The sequence below is a fragment of the Niveispirillum fermenti genome, assembly GCF_048066175.1.
Classification (GTDB): domain Bacteria; phylum Pseudomonadota; class Alphaproteobacteria; order Azospirillales; family Azospirillaceae; genus Niveispirillum; species Niveispirillum fermenti.
Genome location: NZ_JBLTXA010000048.1, coordinates 13,789 through 29,050 on the forward strand (window position 1 = coordinate 13,789; position 15,262 = coordinate 29,050).

The window sequence follows — 15,262 nt, forward strand, 5'->3', positions numbered from 1 at the left end:
GACGCCGTTCCCCCGGACCAGAAGGACGAAAAGACCGTGAACGCCGTGCCCCATGCGTTGCCCGCCGAAGCCGCCGCCGCATCCGCCGACGGCCCGGTGCCCGGCAGCATCCCGCATAACAGCCCGGAACGCTTCATCAACCGGGAGCTTTCCTGGCTGGCCTTCAACCAGCGTGTGCTGGAAGAGGCCTATAACGCCCAGCACCCGCTGCTGGAACGGCTGCGCTTCCTGTCCATTTCGGCCAGCAATCTGGATGAATTCTATATGGTGCGCGTGGCCGGCCTGAAAGCGCAGGTGGCGGCCAAGGTGACCACGCCTTCGGACGACAACCTGACCCCGGCCCAGCAACTGGCCGCCATCAATTACCGGGTGACGGAGGTCATGCGCGACCAGCAGGCCTGTTGGCTGATGCTGCGCCAGGCGCTGCGCGCATCGAGCATCGCCGTCATCGACCCCGAAGAACTGACGGCCGCCGAGCATGACTGGCTGGAAGCGCGGTTCATCGACGAGATCTTCCCCGTCCTGACGCCCATCGCCGTGGACCCGGCGCACCCGTTCCCCTTCGTTCCCAACAGCGGATTTGCCCTGGCGCTCCGGCTTTTCGACCCGCAGAAGGGAACGAACCTGGATGCGCTGGTGCTGCTGCCGCAGCAATTGGAACGGTTCATCCGCCTGCCCGGCAACGATGTGCGCTATGTGCTGCTGGAACAGGTGGTGCTGACCTTCATCTCCCGCCTGTTCCCGCCCTTCTTGCTGAAGGGCCATGGTGTGTTCCGGGTGCTGCGCGACAGCGAGATGGAGATCGAGGAAGAGGCCGAAGACCTTGTCCGCACGTTTGAAAGCGCGCTGAAGCGCCGCAAGCGCGGCAGCGTGATCCGGCTGGCGGTCAATGCCGGCATGTCGAAGGAACTGCGCGCCTTCCTGATCGATGAATTGAAGGTGAGCGCCGATGATGTGTTCGTGCTGGACGGGCTGATCGGGCTGGCCGACACCAAGCAGATCATCAGCGACGACCGTCCCGACCTGCTGTTTCCGCCCTACAATGCCCGCTTCCCCGAACGTATCCGCGATTTCGGCGGTGATTGCTTCGCGGCCATCCGGCAGAAAGACATCGTCGTCCATCACCCGTTCGAAAGTTTCGACGTGGTGGTGCAGTTCCTGCGCCAGGCGGCGGCCGATCCCAATGTGCTGGCCATCAAGCAGACGCTCTACCGTACCTCCAAGAACAGCCCCATCGTGGCGGCGCTGATCGATGCGGCCGAACAGGGAAAATCCGTGACGGCCCTGGTGGAACTGAAGGCCCGTTTCGACGAGGAGGCCAATATCCGCTGGGCGCGCGACATGGAACGGGCCGGGGTGCAGGTCGTCTACGGCTTCGTGGATCTGAAGACCCATGCCAAGGTCTCGCTGGTGGTGCGCCGCGAAAGCCATGGTCTGCGCACCTATGTGCATTTCGGCACCGGCAACTATCACCCGATCACGGCCAAGGTCTATACCGACCTGTCCTTCTTCACCTGCGACGTGGCGCTGGGCCATGATGCCGCGCACATGTTCAACTACATGACCGGCTATGCCACGCCGCGCGCCCTGGAGAAAATCTGCATCGCGCCCATCACCTTGCGCCAGCGGCTGGTCGATCTGATCGACGCGGAGATCGCACATGCCAAGGCCGGCCGTCCCGCCCATATCTGGGTGAAGCTGAACAGCCTTGTCGATGCGAGGCTGATCGACAAGCTGTACGAGGCATCGCAAAAGGGCGTGAAGATCGAGCTGGTCATCCGGGGCATCTGCTGCCTGCGGCCCGGCGTGCCGGGCCTGTCGGAGAATATCCACGTGAAGTCCATCGTCGGCCGTTTCCTTGAACATGGCCGCGTCATGTGCTTCGGCAACGGCCATGGCCTGCCGTCGGCACAGGCGAAGATCTACATCTCCTCGGCCGACTGGATGCCCCGCAACCTGGACCGCCGTATCGAGACCCTGGTGCCGATCGAGAACCCCACGGTGCATCAGCAGGTGCTGGACCAGATCATGGTCGCGAACCTGAAGGACAATACGCAAAGCTGGGTGCTTCTGCCCGACGCGACATACCGCCGCGTCGAGCCCTGCCTGGAAAGCTTCAACGCCCATACCTATTTCATGACAAATCCCAGCCTCTCGGGCCGTGGTAGTGCCACGACGGAGGCACGGCTTCCACCGAAACTGGTATTGAGCAATTCCCTCTAAGCCGGCATTTTACCGATGTTGTCACTGAAAGCGGATCGCCTGAACGTGGATCACGCCCATGCCGACGATCGCCTCGCGGTCATTGATGTCGGTTCCAATTCGATGCGCTGCGTCGTCTACGAAAAGCTGACCCGGTCCCCGGTTGCACTTTTCAACGAGAAGGTTCTGCCCAGCCTGGGCCGGACCGTGGAGCGCACGGGCCGGCTCAATCCGGAAGGGGTTGTGCTGGCGCTGGACAATCTGGTCCGGTTCCGGCGGCTGCTGGAAGGAATGCAGGTCCGGCGCATCGACGTGCTGGCCACGGCCGCCGTGCGCGACGCAGCGGACGGACCCGATTTCGTGGCGGAGATCACGCGCCGCACGGGCTTCCATGTCGATGTTCTTTCAGGAGAGGAGGAGGCACGGCTGGCCGCCATGGGCGTTCTGTCCGGCGCCCCCAATGCCGAGGGGCTCGCCGGCGACCTTGGCGGCGGCAGCCTGGAACTGGTGTTGCTGGAGAAGGGGGAGATCGGGGCCCAGGTGACGACCCCGCTGGGGCCGCTTCGCCTGATGGAGGCAACGGACGGCAAGCCGGGGCCCGCAGCCAAGCTGATCGACCAGCATTTGTCGCGGCTGGATTGGCTGTCACGGGGCAAGGGGCGCACCTATTATCCCGTGGGCGGGGCCTGGCGCGCCCTGGCCAAGATGCATCTGGAGCAGGTCAACCACCCGCTGCATATCATTCACCAGTACGGTGTCGATGGCGCCGCCATGGCGGATTTCGCCGGCACGGTGGCCCGCGCCGGCCGCAGCAGCCTAGAGAAAATGCCCGGCGTGTCCAAGCGCCGCCTGGACATGCTGCCGCTGGCGGCCCTGGTCATGGAACGGGTGCTGAAGGCGGTGCAGCCGGGCAGGGTGGTCTTTTCCGCCTATGGCCTGCGTGAAGGCCATCTCTACGATCTGCTCGACCCGGCCGAGCGCCGGCAGGACCCGCTGATAACGGCATGCGAGGATGTGGCCGAGCGGATCGGCCGCTTCGGCCATGCGGAAATCCTGTCCGACTGGACGGCCCCGCTGTTTGCAGGTGAGGACCCGGCCGCCCGGCGTCTGCGCCAGGCCGCCTGTCTCCTGTCGGACCTGGGCTGGGCCGAACATCCGGATTACCGTGCGGAGCATGCCTTCCTGCGCATCCTGCGCATGCCCTTTGCGGGGGTGGACCATGCGGAGCGTGCCTTCCTGGCCACTGCCGTCCATGTCCGCTATGCTGGCACCATGGAAAGTCCCATCCTGTCCACGGCGCGCAGCCTGCTGAAGGAAGGGGCGCTGGCCCGGGCCTATATTCTGGGGCTGGCACTGCGGCTGGCCCATACGCTGACAGGCGGTGCTGCCACGCTTCTGCAGCGTACATTGCTGCGGCTGGGCGATGCCCGGCTGACCCTGCTGCTGCCGGAGGATGCCGCCATGCTGACGGGCGATTCGGTGCAGCGCCGCCTGGATGCATTGGCCCGGTCATTGAACCGTACCGGTGAAATCACGGTGCAGACGGGACCCAAACTGGCCCGATGACCGGTTGTGATGGTGCAATGGGATACGCTGTTGCAGCTTTATCACGTTGCGGGCTGGCGCGCGGTGTAGCTTTCTGGTAACAGTTTTGACCAGACAAGCCGTTCCGCCAACCCAAGGTCGTGCCTTGCCCCAGTTCGGATCGTCCCTTTCCCAGGATCGGACCCCATGGCCGCAGGGGGGACGCGCATGACCACGACGGTGTCCGGCATGTCCTCCCGGCCGGAAGGCCCCAGGCCGGAGGGCTTGTGGCGACGGGCGCTTCATTGGTCGCGCGGCCGGCACATTTCCATGATGCTGGGCATTGCGCTGACCATCGCCGCCATCGCGGCCGGGGCGGCCACCTATGCGGCACTGACCGAAACGCTGCCCGTCGCCATCGACCAGAATACCCTGATGCTGTTGCTGACGCTGGACGGCGTGCTGCTGCTGCTGCTGGGGGCCGTGGTCGCACGGCGCATCGTGGCTTTGTGGGTTGAAAAGCGGCGTGGTCTGGCCGGCTCGCGCCTGCATATGCGGCTGGTGGCCGTCTTCTCCATCCTGGCGGTGGCGCCGGCCATCATCATGGCCATATTCTCGGCCTTGTTCTTCTATGTCGGCCTGCAAAGCTGGTTTTCCGACCGTGTCCGCCTGGTCGTGGACGAATCGCTGGCGGTGGCCGAGGGCTATCTGAAGGAACATCAGCTCACATTGTCCCGCGATGCGGAGGTGATGCGCAACGATCTGGCCCGCCTGCCTCTCAACATCTATTGGGACCCGCCGCGCTTCCGGCAATATTTCCAGTCACAAGCCCTGATGCGCAACGTGACGGAGGCTGTGATCTTCGACGGCACCGGTCAGGTCACGGCCGTGTTCGGCCTGGGATTCGCCTTCGATTTCACCACCGTCCACGCCGAGGATCTGGAGCGCGCCCGCAAGGGCGAGGTGGTGCTGATCGTCAGCGAAGGTGGCAACCGCGTGAATGCCATCGTCCTGCTGGACCTGGATTTCGACCGGTTCCTGTTCATCGGCCGGCCCGTGGAAAGCCGCGTGCTGGAACATATGGACGTCACGCAGAGCGCCGTTCAGGAATATCGCCATATGGAGGAGCAGCGCTTTGCGCTGCAGACCCGCATGGCGGTGATCTTCGTGGGCGTGGCCGTGCTGCTGCTGCTGGCCGCCATCTGGCTGGGGCTGAATTTCGCAACCTATCTGGTCTCGCCCATTTCGGCCCTGATCGCCGCGGCGGAACGCATCCGTGCCGGTGACCTGACGGCCCGCGTGCCCGACAGCGCGCTGGAGCCCGAGGACGAGCTGGTGACGCTGTCCCGCGCCTTCAACCGCATGACCAGCCAGTTGGAAAGCCAGCGGTCCGAACTGGTGGAGGCCAACCGGCAACTGGATCTGCGCCGCCGCTTCACCGAGGCGGTGCTGGCCGGCGTGTCGGCCGGCGTGCTGGGCCTGGACCAGCAGGGGCGCATCAACCTGCCCAACCTGTCGGCAGCCACGCTTCTGTCGGTGGGCGATCCCGCCTCGCTGATCGGGCGCGACCTGCTGGAGGTGGCGCCGGAACTGGACGAGTTGATGGGCAATATCCGCCGCCGCGGCAGCCGGCAGGTCGAGGGCCAGGTTCAGTTGCGCCGGGCGGGGCAGTTGAAGACCCTGCTGGTCCGTGTCGCGGCCGAAATCGTGGCGGGGGAGGTGAAGGGCTATGTCGTCACCTTCGATGATGTGTCCGAGCTTCTGTCGGCCCAGCGCAAGGCGGCCTGGGCCGATGTCGCACGGCGCATCGCGCACGAGATCAAGAACCCGTTGACCCCCATCCAGCTTTCGGCGGAGCGGCTGCGCCGCAAATACCTGAAGGAAATCAACAGCGATCCCGATACGTTCAAGGCGATGACGGACACGATCGTACGCCATGTGGACGATATCGGCCGCATGGTGGACGAATTCTCGGCCTTCGCCCGCATGCCGCAGCCCGTGATGAAGCCGACGGCCATGCAGGATCTGACGCGGCAGTCGGTGCTTTTACAGGCCAGCGCCTATCCGGCGATCCGGTTCAATTGCCTGATGCCCGACGCGCCGCTGGTGCTGACCTGCGACAGCCGGCAGATCGGTCAGGCGCTGACCAATCTTCTGAAGAATGCCGGCGAGGCCATCGAAGGCCGGCTGGAGGAAACGCCGCCGGGCGCCGATCGCGTGCCCGGCGAAATCACGGCCCGCATCCAGGTGGATGATGAACGGGTCCTTCTGGCGGTTGAGGATAACGGCAAGGGCCTGCCGGACACGGAGGAGCGTGACCGGCTGACCGAGCCTTATGTGACCACGCGGGTCAAGGGCACGGGCCTTGGTCTCGCCATCGTGAAGAAAATCATGGAGGACCATGGCGGCGCGCTGCTGCTGGAGGACCGGCCGGGCGGCGGCGCCCGTGTCACGCTGGTCCTGCCACGCAACATCGCGCCCAGTGCTACCGCACCGGTCCCTCCTGAACAGAACGCCGCACAGGCGCGGAAGGGTTGAAGAACATGGCGCACGACATTCTCATCGTCGATGACGAAGCGGACATCCGCATGCTGATCGCCGGCATCCTGGAGGATGAAGGCATGAAGACGCGGGAGGCGGCGGATGCCGACCAGGCACTGGCCGCCGTTGCCGCCCGCCGGCCCAGCCTTGTCATCCAGGACATCTGGCTGCAGGGCAGCCGGCTGGACGGGCTGCAGGTGCTGGCTGAACTCAAGCGCGACCATCCCGACGTGCCCGTCGTCATGATCTCCGGCCATGGCAATATCGAGACGGCCGTGGCGGCCATCAAGTCCGGCGCCTATGACTTCATCGAAAAGCCGTTCAAGGCCGACCGGCTGCTGCTGCTGGTGGAACGCGCCATCGAGGCGGCGCGTCTCAAGCGGGAGAATCGTGAACTGCGCGTGAAGGTGGGCGCCGATTTCGAGTTGATCGGCCGGTCCCTGCCCGTGAACCAGTTGCGCCATTCGGTGGAGAAGGTGGCCCCGACGGGCAGCCGCGTGCTGGTGTCGGGACCGCCGGGGGCGGGCAAGGAAGTGGTGGCCCGCATGCTGCACGCCAAGTCGCGCCGTGCCGATGGCCCCTTTGTGGCCCTGAACTGCGCCACCATGCGGCCCGACCGGCTGGAAGTGGAACTGTTCGGTACGGAGCATGGGTTCGAGGGCGGGGGTCGCAAGGTCGGCACCTTCGAACAGGCCCATGGCGGCACCCTGTTCCTGGACGAGGTTGCGGACATGCCGCTGGAAACCCAGGGCAAGATCGTGCGCGTCCTTCAGGAACAGACGTTCGAGCGGGTCGGCGGCGCCTCGCGGGTGGAAGTGGATGTGCGCGTCATCGCCTCCACCAACCGCGACCTGACGGCGGAGATCGAACAGGGCCGGTTCCGCCAGGACCTGTTTTACCGCCTGTCCGTGGTGCCGCTGAAGATGCCGCCGCTGCGCGACCGGCGGGAGGATATCCCGCTGCTGGCCCGGCACTTCATGCAGCGCACGGCCGAAAGCGCCGGCCTGCCCGTGCGCGTGTTCGGAGAGGATGCAATGGCCGCGCTCCAGGCGTATGACTGGCCCGGCAACGTGCGGCAATTGCGCAATACCGTGGAATGGCTGCTGATCATGGTGGCCGGCGATCCGGGAGAGCCGATCCGCGCCGACATGCTGCCGCCGGAAATCGGCGCCATCACCCCCACTGTGCTGAAATGGGACAAGGGCGGCGAGATCATGGGCCTGCCCCTGCGGGAAGCACGCGAGGTGTTCGAGCGCGAATATCTCCTGGCCCAGGTCACGCGCTTCGGTGGCAACATCTCCCGCACGGCCAGCTTCGTGGGCATGGAACGTTCCGCCCTGCACCGCAAGCTGAAATCGCTGGGCGTGCATGGCAATGACAAGAACGGCCTCAAGCTGACGGTGGAGTGATCATTCCCTCCCTTTCTCATGAGATTGGTTAGCCGTTCTTACCGGTTTGGAAAGAACGGGGCGGCTTCCCCGTGATGGCAGCCTGGCCCATCCTGTCCCCCGTCCGGCCAAGGGGCCGGCTTGCAAGGAGGCAGAAATGGGTGTTCGCAGCCGGATTTACCGTCAGGCATTCCATGGGGCCGTTGCGGTCGGGTTGTTATCCGCGGGTCTTTGCGCTGCGGCACGCGCCCAGCCGGAAGACGAGCGGCAACAGCGCGGTGCCGCGATCATCGCCCGGTTGAACAAGGACCGGCCCCAGCCGGCCCTGGAAGCGATGCGCGGGGAGTTCCCGTTTCTGGCCGATGCCACGCAGGGCTATGCGCTGGGCGATGTCTGGTCGCGGCCGGGGCTGGATGACCGAACGCGCCAACTGGCTGCCGTTGCCGTCTTCGCTGCGATGGGGGAGCGGGCATTCATGACCATCCATGCCGGCTATGCCCTCAACCTTGGCGTGACGGAGGATGAATTGAAGGAGATCATTTACATGGTCACCGTGCCGGCCGGTTTCCCCCGTGCCATCGCCGCTTCCCAGGCGCTGTCGTCCCTATTCGCCGAACGCCGGGCCGCGGTGGAGAGGCCTTGAAGGTGTGAAACCTTCCCCCGGGACGAATTGAGCCCCCGCGCAGACGCCGATCCCGTCTCGATATATCGCCTCCATTGTCTCGCCCCCGCCATCAGTATGCTACAAACCCGCTGCCCGCCCGCGTGGCGGCCCCGCAGGGATCCGGATCGGGTGGATGATGGTGACGGATATTCGTGGCTGGCTGGAACACCGGCAGATCGGGATTTACGTCGCGGCCGTCGCGGCGGCAGCAGGCGCAGGGCTGGTGTCGGGCGGGCTGGCGGGACTGGAGGGTGCCATCAACCCGGCGCTGGCCCTGATGCTGTTCGTGACCTTCCAGCAGGTGCCCGTGGCGGAAATGGGCCGGGCCTTTGGGCAGGCACGGTTCCTGGTGGTGCTGCTGTTGGTCAACTTCATCCTGCTGCCGTTGCTGGTGGCGTTGCTGGTTCGCCTGTTGCCGGATGATCCGCTGGTCCGGTTAGGGGTGATGCTGGTGCTGCTGACACCCTGCATCGATTATGTCGTCACCTTTTCCCATCTGGGCCGGGGTGACGCGCGGCTGTTGCTGGCATCCACGCCTGTGCTGCTGGTGGTGCAGATGTTGCTGCTGCCCCTCTATCTCCGGCTGTTCCTGGGGCAGGGGGCCGCCGGCCTGGTCCAGGCCGGGCCGTTCCTGCATGCCTTTCTGTGGCTGATCGCTGTGCCGCTGTTGCTTGCCTTTCTGGTGCAGGTCGGGGCGGCGCGCAGCCGGAGGGGGGAGCAGCTGGCCCAGGGGCTGGGCTATCTGCCTGTGCCGGCGACGGCACTGGTCCTGTTCATCGTTGTGGCGGCGGTCGTGCCGCAGCTTGGCGCGGCCATCGAAGGGGCGTGGCGGGTGGTGCCCGTCTATATCGCGTTCGCCGTGCTGGCACCGGCCATCGGGTGGGGGACCGGGCGGCTGTTCGGGCTGGCGGCACCGGCCGGCCGGGCGGTGGCCTTCAGCGCCGGCACACGCAATTCGCTGGTCGTGCTGCCGCTGGGGCTGGCAGTGCCGGGGGCGGTGCCGCTCCTGCCCGCCATCATCGTCACGCAGACGCTGGTCGAACTGCTGTGCGAGCTTGCCTATATCCGCATCATGCCGGGACTGGGGCGCGCGGACGGGCAGACGCAGTCCTGATCCGTGTATCCCGGCATTCCGGCCCGCCGGGGCATTAAACTATTTTGCGGTGATCAGAACCTGTTGGTTCTGATCACCGCCCTCAAATTGCCGGGCGCCACCATTCGTTGGCTTGGCGACGCCCCACGAGCGGCGCGGCAGCAGTCGCCGCCGGACCAACTTGCGATGAGTACTCCTCATCGCAAGTTGGTATTATACCAATCTCCCTTGATCGTGACCGATCAAGGGAGATTTAGTGTTCCCTCAATTGCCGGGCGGCGGCATCCGCCGCCTTGGCTCACGGCGCATGAGCGCCGGGCTGGCAGTCGCCAGCCTCCAACCTCCCTAAAGGTCAACCTTTAGGGAGGTTGGTATTATACCCCGGCGGGCCGGCTTTCAGGTCTGGCCCGTTTGCCGGCACCGGCATTACCGGCCCAGCGCCTTGATGAGTTCGCCCATATTATGGACGAACAATTGCGTGGAGATGCCCTCCACGGGATAGTCGGTTGTGTAGGGTGAGGTGTCGCTGGGGTCCCCCACACGGGTTGTGCGGTATTCGCCGCCCACGGGTGTGCCGGGGCCGTCGCCGGTATAGGGGTTGGAGGTGGTTGTCAGCAGGCCCGGCCAATAACCACGATCGTTGAGCCCGGCCAGAATCTGCGCAATCTGCGCGGGATCGGGGACCGTGATCGCCGCATCCGGCCGGATCATGTCGAACACGTCCACATCGCGCAGGCTGAAATAGCGGGGCAGGGCATAGGTGCCGGGTTTGGCCAGCAGCGGGGACCCGCGCGAAACCTCCGGCCCGGGTATCGCGGCCAGCCGTTCATATTCGGCCCGCAGGCCGGCCGTATCGATGCTGCGGAACGATCCGTAATGGCCGACCAGTTCGGTCGGATTGCCATCGGCGTAATATTCGCCATTGATCACGTTCGATCCGCGCCGGTGCAGGTAGAGCGGTCGTCCCTCACCGATGGTGATGAAGGTCGGATGGGTGCGCCCGCCCGCCCGCAGGTTGGCGGGGGCCTGCACCTTGTCCAGCCACTCCAGCGCCTCGGGCACGCGGGACAGGTATTTGCCATCACCCGTCAGCCGGTAGAAGGCGAGCAATTGCTTGATATTGCTGGCTGTCGTGTGGGTGGCGAAGGCTTCCGGCTCATAGGTGCGCGCTCCCGCCGGCTTCAGGCTGTCCTGGAAATGCTGCAGGCCCCAGGCCGGCTGCGGTTGCGGCTGCTGTGTGGCCAGGAAAATATCCATGCCGCGCCGGATCGGATCCAGCAGCTTGCGGTCGCCCAGTGTCTGATAGGCGAAGATCAGCACCTCCAGATTCTCCCCCGCCACATCATCGTTGAAAGTGATGTAGCCGGTATAATCCGGGCGCCCATGCACCCCGCCATCCTCGACCAGGGGGAATCGCTGAGGCCAGCCGCCATTGGGATATTGCGCATCCAGGATGAAGCTCAGCGCCTTGTTCAGCGCCGTGTGCACCGTCCTGTCCTTGCGGTCCGCCAGATGCAGGCGCAGCAGCAATTGCGCCGCTTCGGCTGTGCCCGCGTCATCAAAGGTGCCATTGCCGTAATAATGATGGAATTCCTCCATCCGCCACGCATTCCGGCCATAGGTGGCGTACCAGCGCTGCTCCGCTTCCGGTCCCGCCGTGTCGATGACATAGTTCCAGCCGCCGCTGGGCAATTGCCCCTTGATCAGGGCGCCGGCCGCCGTGCGGGCCGCATCCAGATACCATTTATCGCCCGTGGCCTGATATGCATCCAGAAACAGGTGTCCAACCGTGGCCGTGCCGGGCGGCTGCACCCAGATCATGGTCGGGCTGGCCTCCAGTTCCCCCCAGCGGCGGGAGAAATCAGGCAGATACTGCCAGACATAGCCGCCATTGACGGCCGCCTCCTCTGTCATGAAACGGGCCGCACGCTTCATCGCGGCCTCTATCACTGCACGGGCGGGTGCTTGCACCTGCTGCTGCGCGGTGGGGGATGTGGCTGGCGGCTGGGCCAGGGCAGGGCCTGCCAGCAGCAGGGCGGTGCAAGCGCAGAAAAGAGTACGCCTGAAAGCGGCGATCGACATGGCGAGGGTCTCCGGGGCTTCTTCCAGGATGGCTCTGACGGCCACCTCATGTCGAGTTTAAGCATATATGACACCGGTTTCCTAGGGGGGCTTGGGCGCCTTCATAAAAAAATGTCACCGGTGTCAAAGCCGCTGGCGCATGGTTTGGAGAAATATCGTGCCGCAACCGCATCCAGAAATTTCCAAAGGCTGCAGAAGATCGGGCCATGCGGGTGCCCATTCATCCCCACCAGTTCCATCCGCTGCGGGCTCTGCATATGATGACGTTCCGCACTGATCCGGCCCGGGGAGGTGCTGGGCATCGTCGGTCCCAGCGGGTCCGGCAAATCCACCCTGACGAAGCTGGTCCAGCGGCTTTACGTGCCGGAAGCCGGGCGGGTGATGGTGGACGGGGTTGACCTGTCCATGGTTGACCCGGCCTGGTTGCGCCGGCAGGTGGGCGTGGTCCTGCAGGAGAATATCCTGTTCAACCGGACCATCCGGGAGAATATCGCACTGGCCGACCCGGCCATGCCGATGGAGCGGGTGGTGGCCGTGGCACGGATGGCCGGCGCCCATGAATTCATCTGCGAACTGCCCCAGGGTTACGATACGCTGGTGGAGGAGCGGGGCGGCAACCTGTCGGGTGGCCAGCGTCAGCGGGTCGCCATCGCGCGGGCGCTGGCGACCGACCCGCGTATCCTGATCTTCGATGAGGCGACGAGCGCGCTGGATGCGGAGAGCGAGGCCGTGATCCAACGCAACCTGGCCCATATGGCCAAGGGCCGCACGGTGCTGATCATCGCCCACCGGCTGTCTGCCATCCGCCGCTGTCACCGCATTGTCACCATCGAGAATGGTGCGGTGACGGAAATGGGCGACCATGCCGCCCTGCTTCAGCGCGGTGGACGCTATGCGGCGCTGTGGCGCGAGCAGATGCGCGGGGGGGAAGCATGATGGGCAGCCTGCGCCTGCATCTCGATATGCTGGCCGACAGTTGGAGGGCCGAAACGGAGCGGCGGCGCACGCAGCGCCGGGAGCGGCTGGAGACGGATTTCCTGCCCGCTGCGCTGGAGGTCACGGAAACGCCGCCTCCGCCGGCCGGGCGCGCGGTGATGTGGCTGATCATCCTGGCGGCCGCGGGGGCCATCGCCTGGGCCTTCCTGTCGGAGGTGGAAATGGTGGCCGTGGCGGAAGGGCGCATCATCCCGACGGCACGCCTGCAGGCGGTGGAAGCGGCGGAGGCCGGAATTGTCCGCGCCATCCTGGTGACGGAGGGACAGCGCGTGGCGCGGGGACAGCCGCTGGTCCGGCTTGATGCCACGCTGTCCGATGCCGATGAGGCGGCGGCGCGGGCGGATTTGTCGGCCGCCCTGCTGCAACGCGCTCGTGCGGTCGCCCTGCTGGCGCATTCCCTGGGCGGGGAGGCACGGTTCCACCCGCCACCCGGCGCAGCGCCGGACGCGGCGGCGGCGGAAGAACAGGCGGTGACCGCCCGCATTGCCGAGCATCTTTCGCGCCGCGCCGGCCTCGCGCAGCGGCGGGCGGGGGCGGCCCATGCCGTGGCGGAAGCGGAACTGGAGAAGCTGGAGCAATTGCTGCCTCTGATCGAGGCGCAGCACGCGGCCCAGGCCGAACTGGCGGCCAAGGGGCTTTCCCCGGCGCTGCGTGTGCTGCAATTGCAGGAACGGGTGGTGGCGGTCCGCCAGGACAAGGCGGTGCAACAGGCCCGCGCCAGGGAGACGATGGCGCAGGCGGCCATGCTGGACCGGGAGATGGCCCAGACCGACGCGGAGTTCCGCGCCCGGGCGGCGGCGGAACAGGCGGAGGCCGAAGCCGTGATCGCCACCCGCAGCGAACTGGTGAAGAAAGCCGAGCAACGTACCACTTTACAGGTATTGACCGCCCCTACCGATGGCGTAATAAACGAAATATCAGTCACTTCCACGGGTGAGGTGCTGGAGGTGGGCGCGCGTGTCGCCACACTTGTGCCGGCGGACAGTGCGCTGGTGGTGGAAGCCCTGGTGCTGAACAAGGATGCGGGCCATGTGCGACAGGGGATGGAAGTGGCGGTGAAGATCGAGAGCTTTCCCTTTACGCGGCATGGCATCCTGCATGGCACCGTGGAGCATCTGTCGGCGGATTCGGTGCTGGATCAGGCCCGTGGCTTGGTCTTCCCGGCCCGCATCCGCCTGACGGCAGGGGGCGTGACGGACCGCGGAGAACATCTGCACCTGTCCCCTGGACTGACGGCAACGGCCGAGATTGTCACGGGTTATCGTACCGTGGCCGATTATGTGCTGTCGCCGATCGCCAGGGCAGCCAACGAGGCGGGGAGGGAGAGGTGAGAGCAATAATCGGACTTGTCATAATCAACTGGGTGCTTTGTGCAACGGCTGCCGCTGGCTCTTTGAACGAGAGTATCGCTGCGAGCTTGTCAAGCTTTGGACTCTGTGAAATAAATTTCCATACAGCGAGGTACGAATGTAGATCAAAGGAAGAATCAGGATACTTTTTTGGGATTTTTCCGCAGTATGCACACATGTGGGGAGAGAAGGCCGGAGAAGTTTCACATATACCAGATATAGTCGCATATAACAATTTCGATAGAAATGTTACAGTAAACAATATTTATAAATGTGATAAAGAAAAATACTGGTGCGAATATTTTAATAATCAGCATGATGTTGAGCGGATATTTCAGAGGAATATTAATGATAGCAGAATAAGTAATGACGAAATTATAGCTCATATTGTTGCAATTGGGTATATGTACAGAATAGATGAATATGTAGATTTTATTTCTGGATATGATAAAACAATTAAATCAGAATTCAATTCAGATGCAACTGTATATGATATTTCTCGCAAAATAGCGTGCTCTGTGCGAAAGAGTATGTGCGACTCAGAGTATATTGAGGCCATCTCAGGTATGCCTGTTATAGGAATGGCTTATGAGTATCTTCGATCCTCGCTCCTAAGTACGGTCTATTTGAATTCTATCAAAAGTGGTATATGGTTTGATCTTCCGGATTTAAATTACTTTGGGTGGGGCACTCTTGAGATGTTGAGTTTCAAATATGGGCATTTCCGCAACGCAGAGATGGCTGCACGAGAAAGTATCAAGTTAAGTAAGCTTTCCGCTGATGCAATTAAAGAAAGGAGAAAGTAGATGTCGACAGCATGCTATGATAGTGATTCTGGAAATGTTATCCTTCCAGGTAGAAATATTGGGACTTATTAAGTCCCTTAATTCATTGAAATAACAAACAAAAATTCAGTTTTTCATGTGTCATTCATAGAAAATGCAATTAACTTTATATTTGATCCATCGTTTTATAATGCAAACCCAATACGACAAATGCTATGATGATAGAAGTGTTGGTTCATACAAAATTGATTTTATCTATGATGTCGACGGACCAAACAAACTTTATGCTGGAATTTGGCTTAGAGCCTGATCCGAAATTAAGTTGAGTGGTATCAGCGGGTTAGCTTGACAGCGCTCCCTATCGGTGATTCAGGGGTTTCGCCAAAAACAACCGTGCATCTCCGATGTGGACTGATACCACCCGCGCCCTTCATGCCCGCAACGGCCTGGCTTTGCCAAGCGATTTGACCGATGCGGAATGGTCTTTGTTGGAACCGCTGCTGCCTGCTGCGTCCTCTGTCGGGCGTCCGCGGAAATGGCCGTTGCGCCGGATTGTGGAGGCGATCCTTTATCTGCTGCGCGGCGGCCTGCCTTGGCGGATGCTGCCGCCTTGTTTCCCGCCGGTCTCGACGGTGCGG

Annotated in this window: 12 protein-coding genes; 10 read left to right on the top strand and 2 right to left on the bottom strand. The window is 63.4% G+C overall.

Annotated features, from left to right (window positions below):
• Window positions 1–96: 96 nt before the first annotated feature.
• From ACM9LZ_RS23735 to ACM9LZ_RS23760, 6 genes are all read left to right on the top strand, one after another.
• Window positions 97–2,223, top strand: a complete 2,127-nt coding sequence (locus tag ACM9LZ_RS23735; protein WP_416622012.1) for an RNA degradosome polyphosphate kinase — start codon at window positions 97–99, stop codon at window positions 2,221–2,223.
• A 15-nt stretch (window positions 2,224–2,238) separates the two neighbouring features.
• The gene (locus tag ACM9LZ_RS23740) at window positions 2,239–3,768 is read left to right on the top strand and encodes a Ppx/GppA phosphatase family protein (protein ID WP_416622002.1); all 1,530 of its coding nucleotides are present in this window, start codon (window positions 2,239–2,241) and stop codon (window positions 3,766–3,768) included.
• Between the two features lie 186 nt (window positions 3,769–3,954).
• On the top strand, window positions 3,955–6,264 hold the full coding sequence (locus ACM9LZ_RS23745; RefSeq protein WP_416622003.1) for a sensor histidine kinase NtrY-like: 2,310 nt from the start codon (window positions 3,955–3,957) through the stop codon (window positions 6,262–6,264).
• Window positions 6,265–6,269: 5 nt separating this feature from the next.
• Window positions 6,270–7,676, top strand: a complete 1,407-nt coding sequence (gene ntrX, locus ACM9LZ_RS23750) for a nitrogen assimilation response regulator NtrX (RefSeq protein ID WP_416622004.1) — start codon at window positions 6,270–6,272, stop codon at window positions 7,674–7,676.
• Window positions 7,677–7,812: 136 nt separating this feature from the next.
• A complete protein-coding gene (locus tag ACM9LZ_RS23755) occupies window positions 7,813–8,298 on the top strand; it encodes a carboxymuconolactone decarboxylase family protein (RefSeq protein WP_416622005.1) in 486 nt (161 codons plus the stop codon).
• A 154-nt stretch (window positions 8,299–8,452) separates the two neighbouring features.
• Window positions 8,453–9,433 (top strand): arsenic resistance protein, encoded by a 981-nt coding sequence (locus ACM9LZ_RS23760; protein WP_416622006.1) that lies wholly within the window; start codon window positions 8,453–8,455, stop codon window positions 9,431–9,433.
• 405 nt (window positions 9,434–9,838) lie between these two features.
• Here ACM9LZ_RS23760 and ACM9LZ_RS23765 read toward each other — a convergent pair whose 3' ends face one another.
• Window positions 9,839–11,494 (bottom strand): pectate lyase, encoded by a 1,656-nt coding sequence (locus tag ACM9LZ_RS23765; RefSeq protein ID WP_416622007.1) that lies wholly within the window; start codon window positions 11,492–11,494, stop codon window positions 9,839–9,841.
• A 101-nt stretch (window positions 11,495–11,595) separates the two neighbouring features.
• Window positions 11,596–11,751: a hypothetical protein gene (locus ACM9LZ_RS23770; RefSeq protein ID WP_416622008.1), complete on the bottom strand. Its 156-nt coding sequence runs from the start codon at window positions 11,749–11,751 to the stop codon at window positions 11,596–11,598.
• 19 nt (window positions 11,752–11,770) lie between these two features.
• On the opposite strand from ACM9LZ_RS23770, the gene ACM9LZ_RS23775 reads away from it, so the two are divergent.
• The 4 genes from ACM9LZ_RS23775 to ACM9LZ_RS23790 all read left to right on the top strand — a co-directional run.
• The gene (locus tag ACM9LZ_RS23775; protein WP_416622013.1) at window positions 11,771–12,430 is read left to right on the top strand and encodes an ATP-binding cassette domain-containing protein; all 660 of its coding nucleotides are present in this window, start codon (window positions 11,771–11,773) and stop codon (window positions 12,428–12,430) included.
• Window positions 12,427–13,821: an HlyD family type I secretion periplasmic adaptor subunit gene (locus ACM9LZ_RS23780; protein ID WP_416622009.1), complete on the top strand. Its 1,395-nt coding sequence runs from the start codon at window positions 12,427–12,429 to the stop codon at window positions 13,819–13,821. The genes ACM9LZ_RS23775 and ACM9LZ_RS23780 overlap by 4 nt, the downstream gene beginning before the upstream one ends.
• Entirely contained in the window at window positions 13,818–14,645 is an 828-nt protein-coding gene (locus tag ACM9LZ_RS23785) for a hypothetical protein (RefSeq protein WP_416622010.1), read from the top strand. Before ACM9LZ_RS23780 ends, ACM9LZ_RS23785 begins: the two co-directional genes overlap by 4 nt.
• Before the next feature lie 383 nt (window positions 14,646–15,028).
• Window positions 15,029–15,262 (top strand): transposase (locus ACM9LZ_RS23790; protein ID WP_416622011.1); only part of this gene is annotated, 234 nt, incomplete at its 3' end.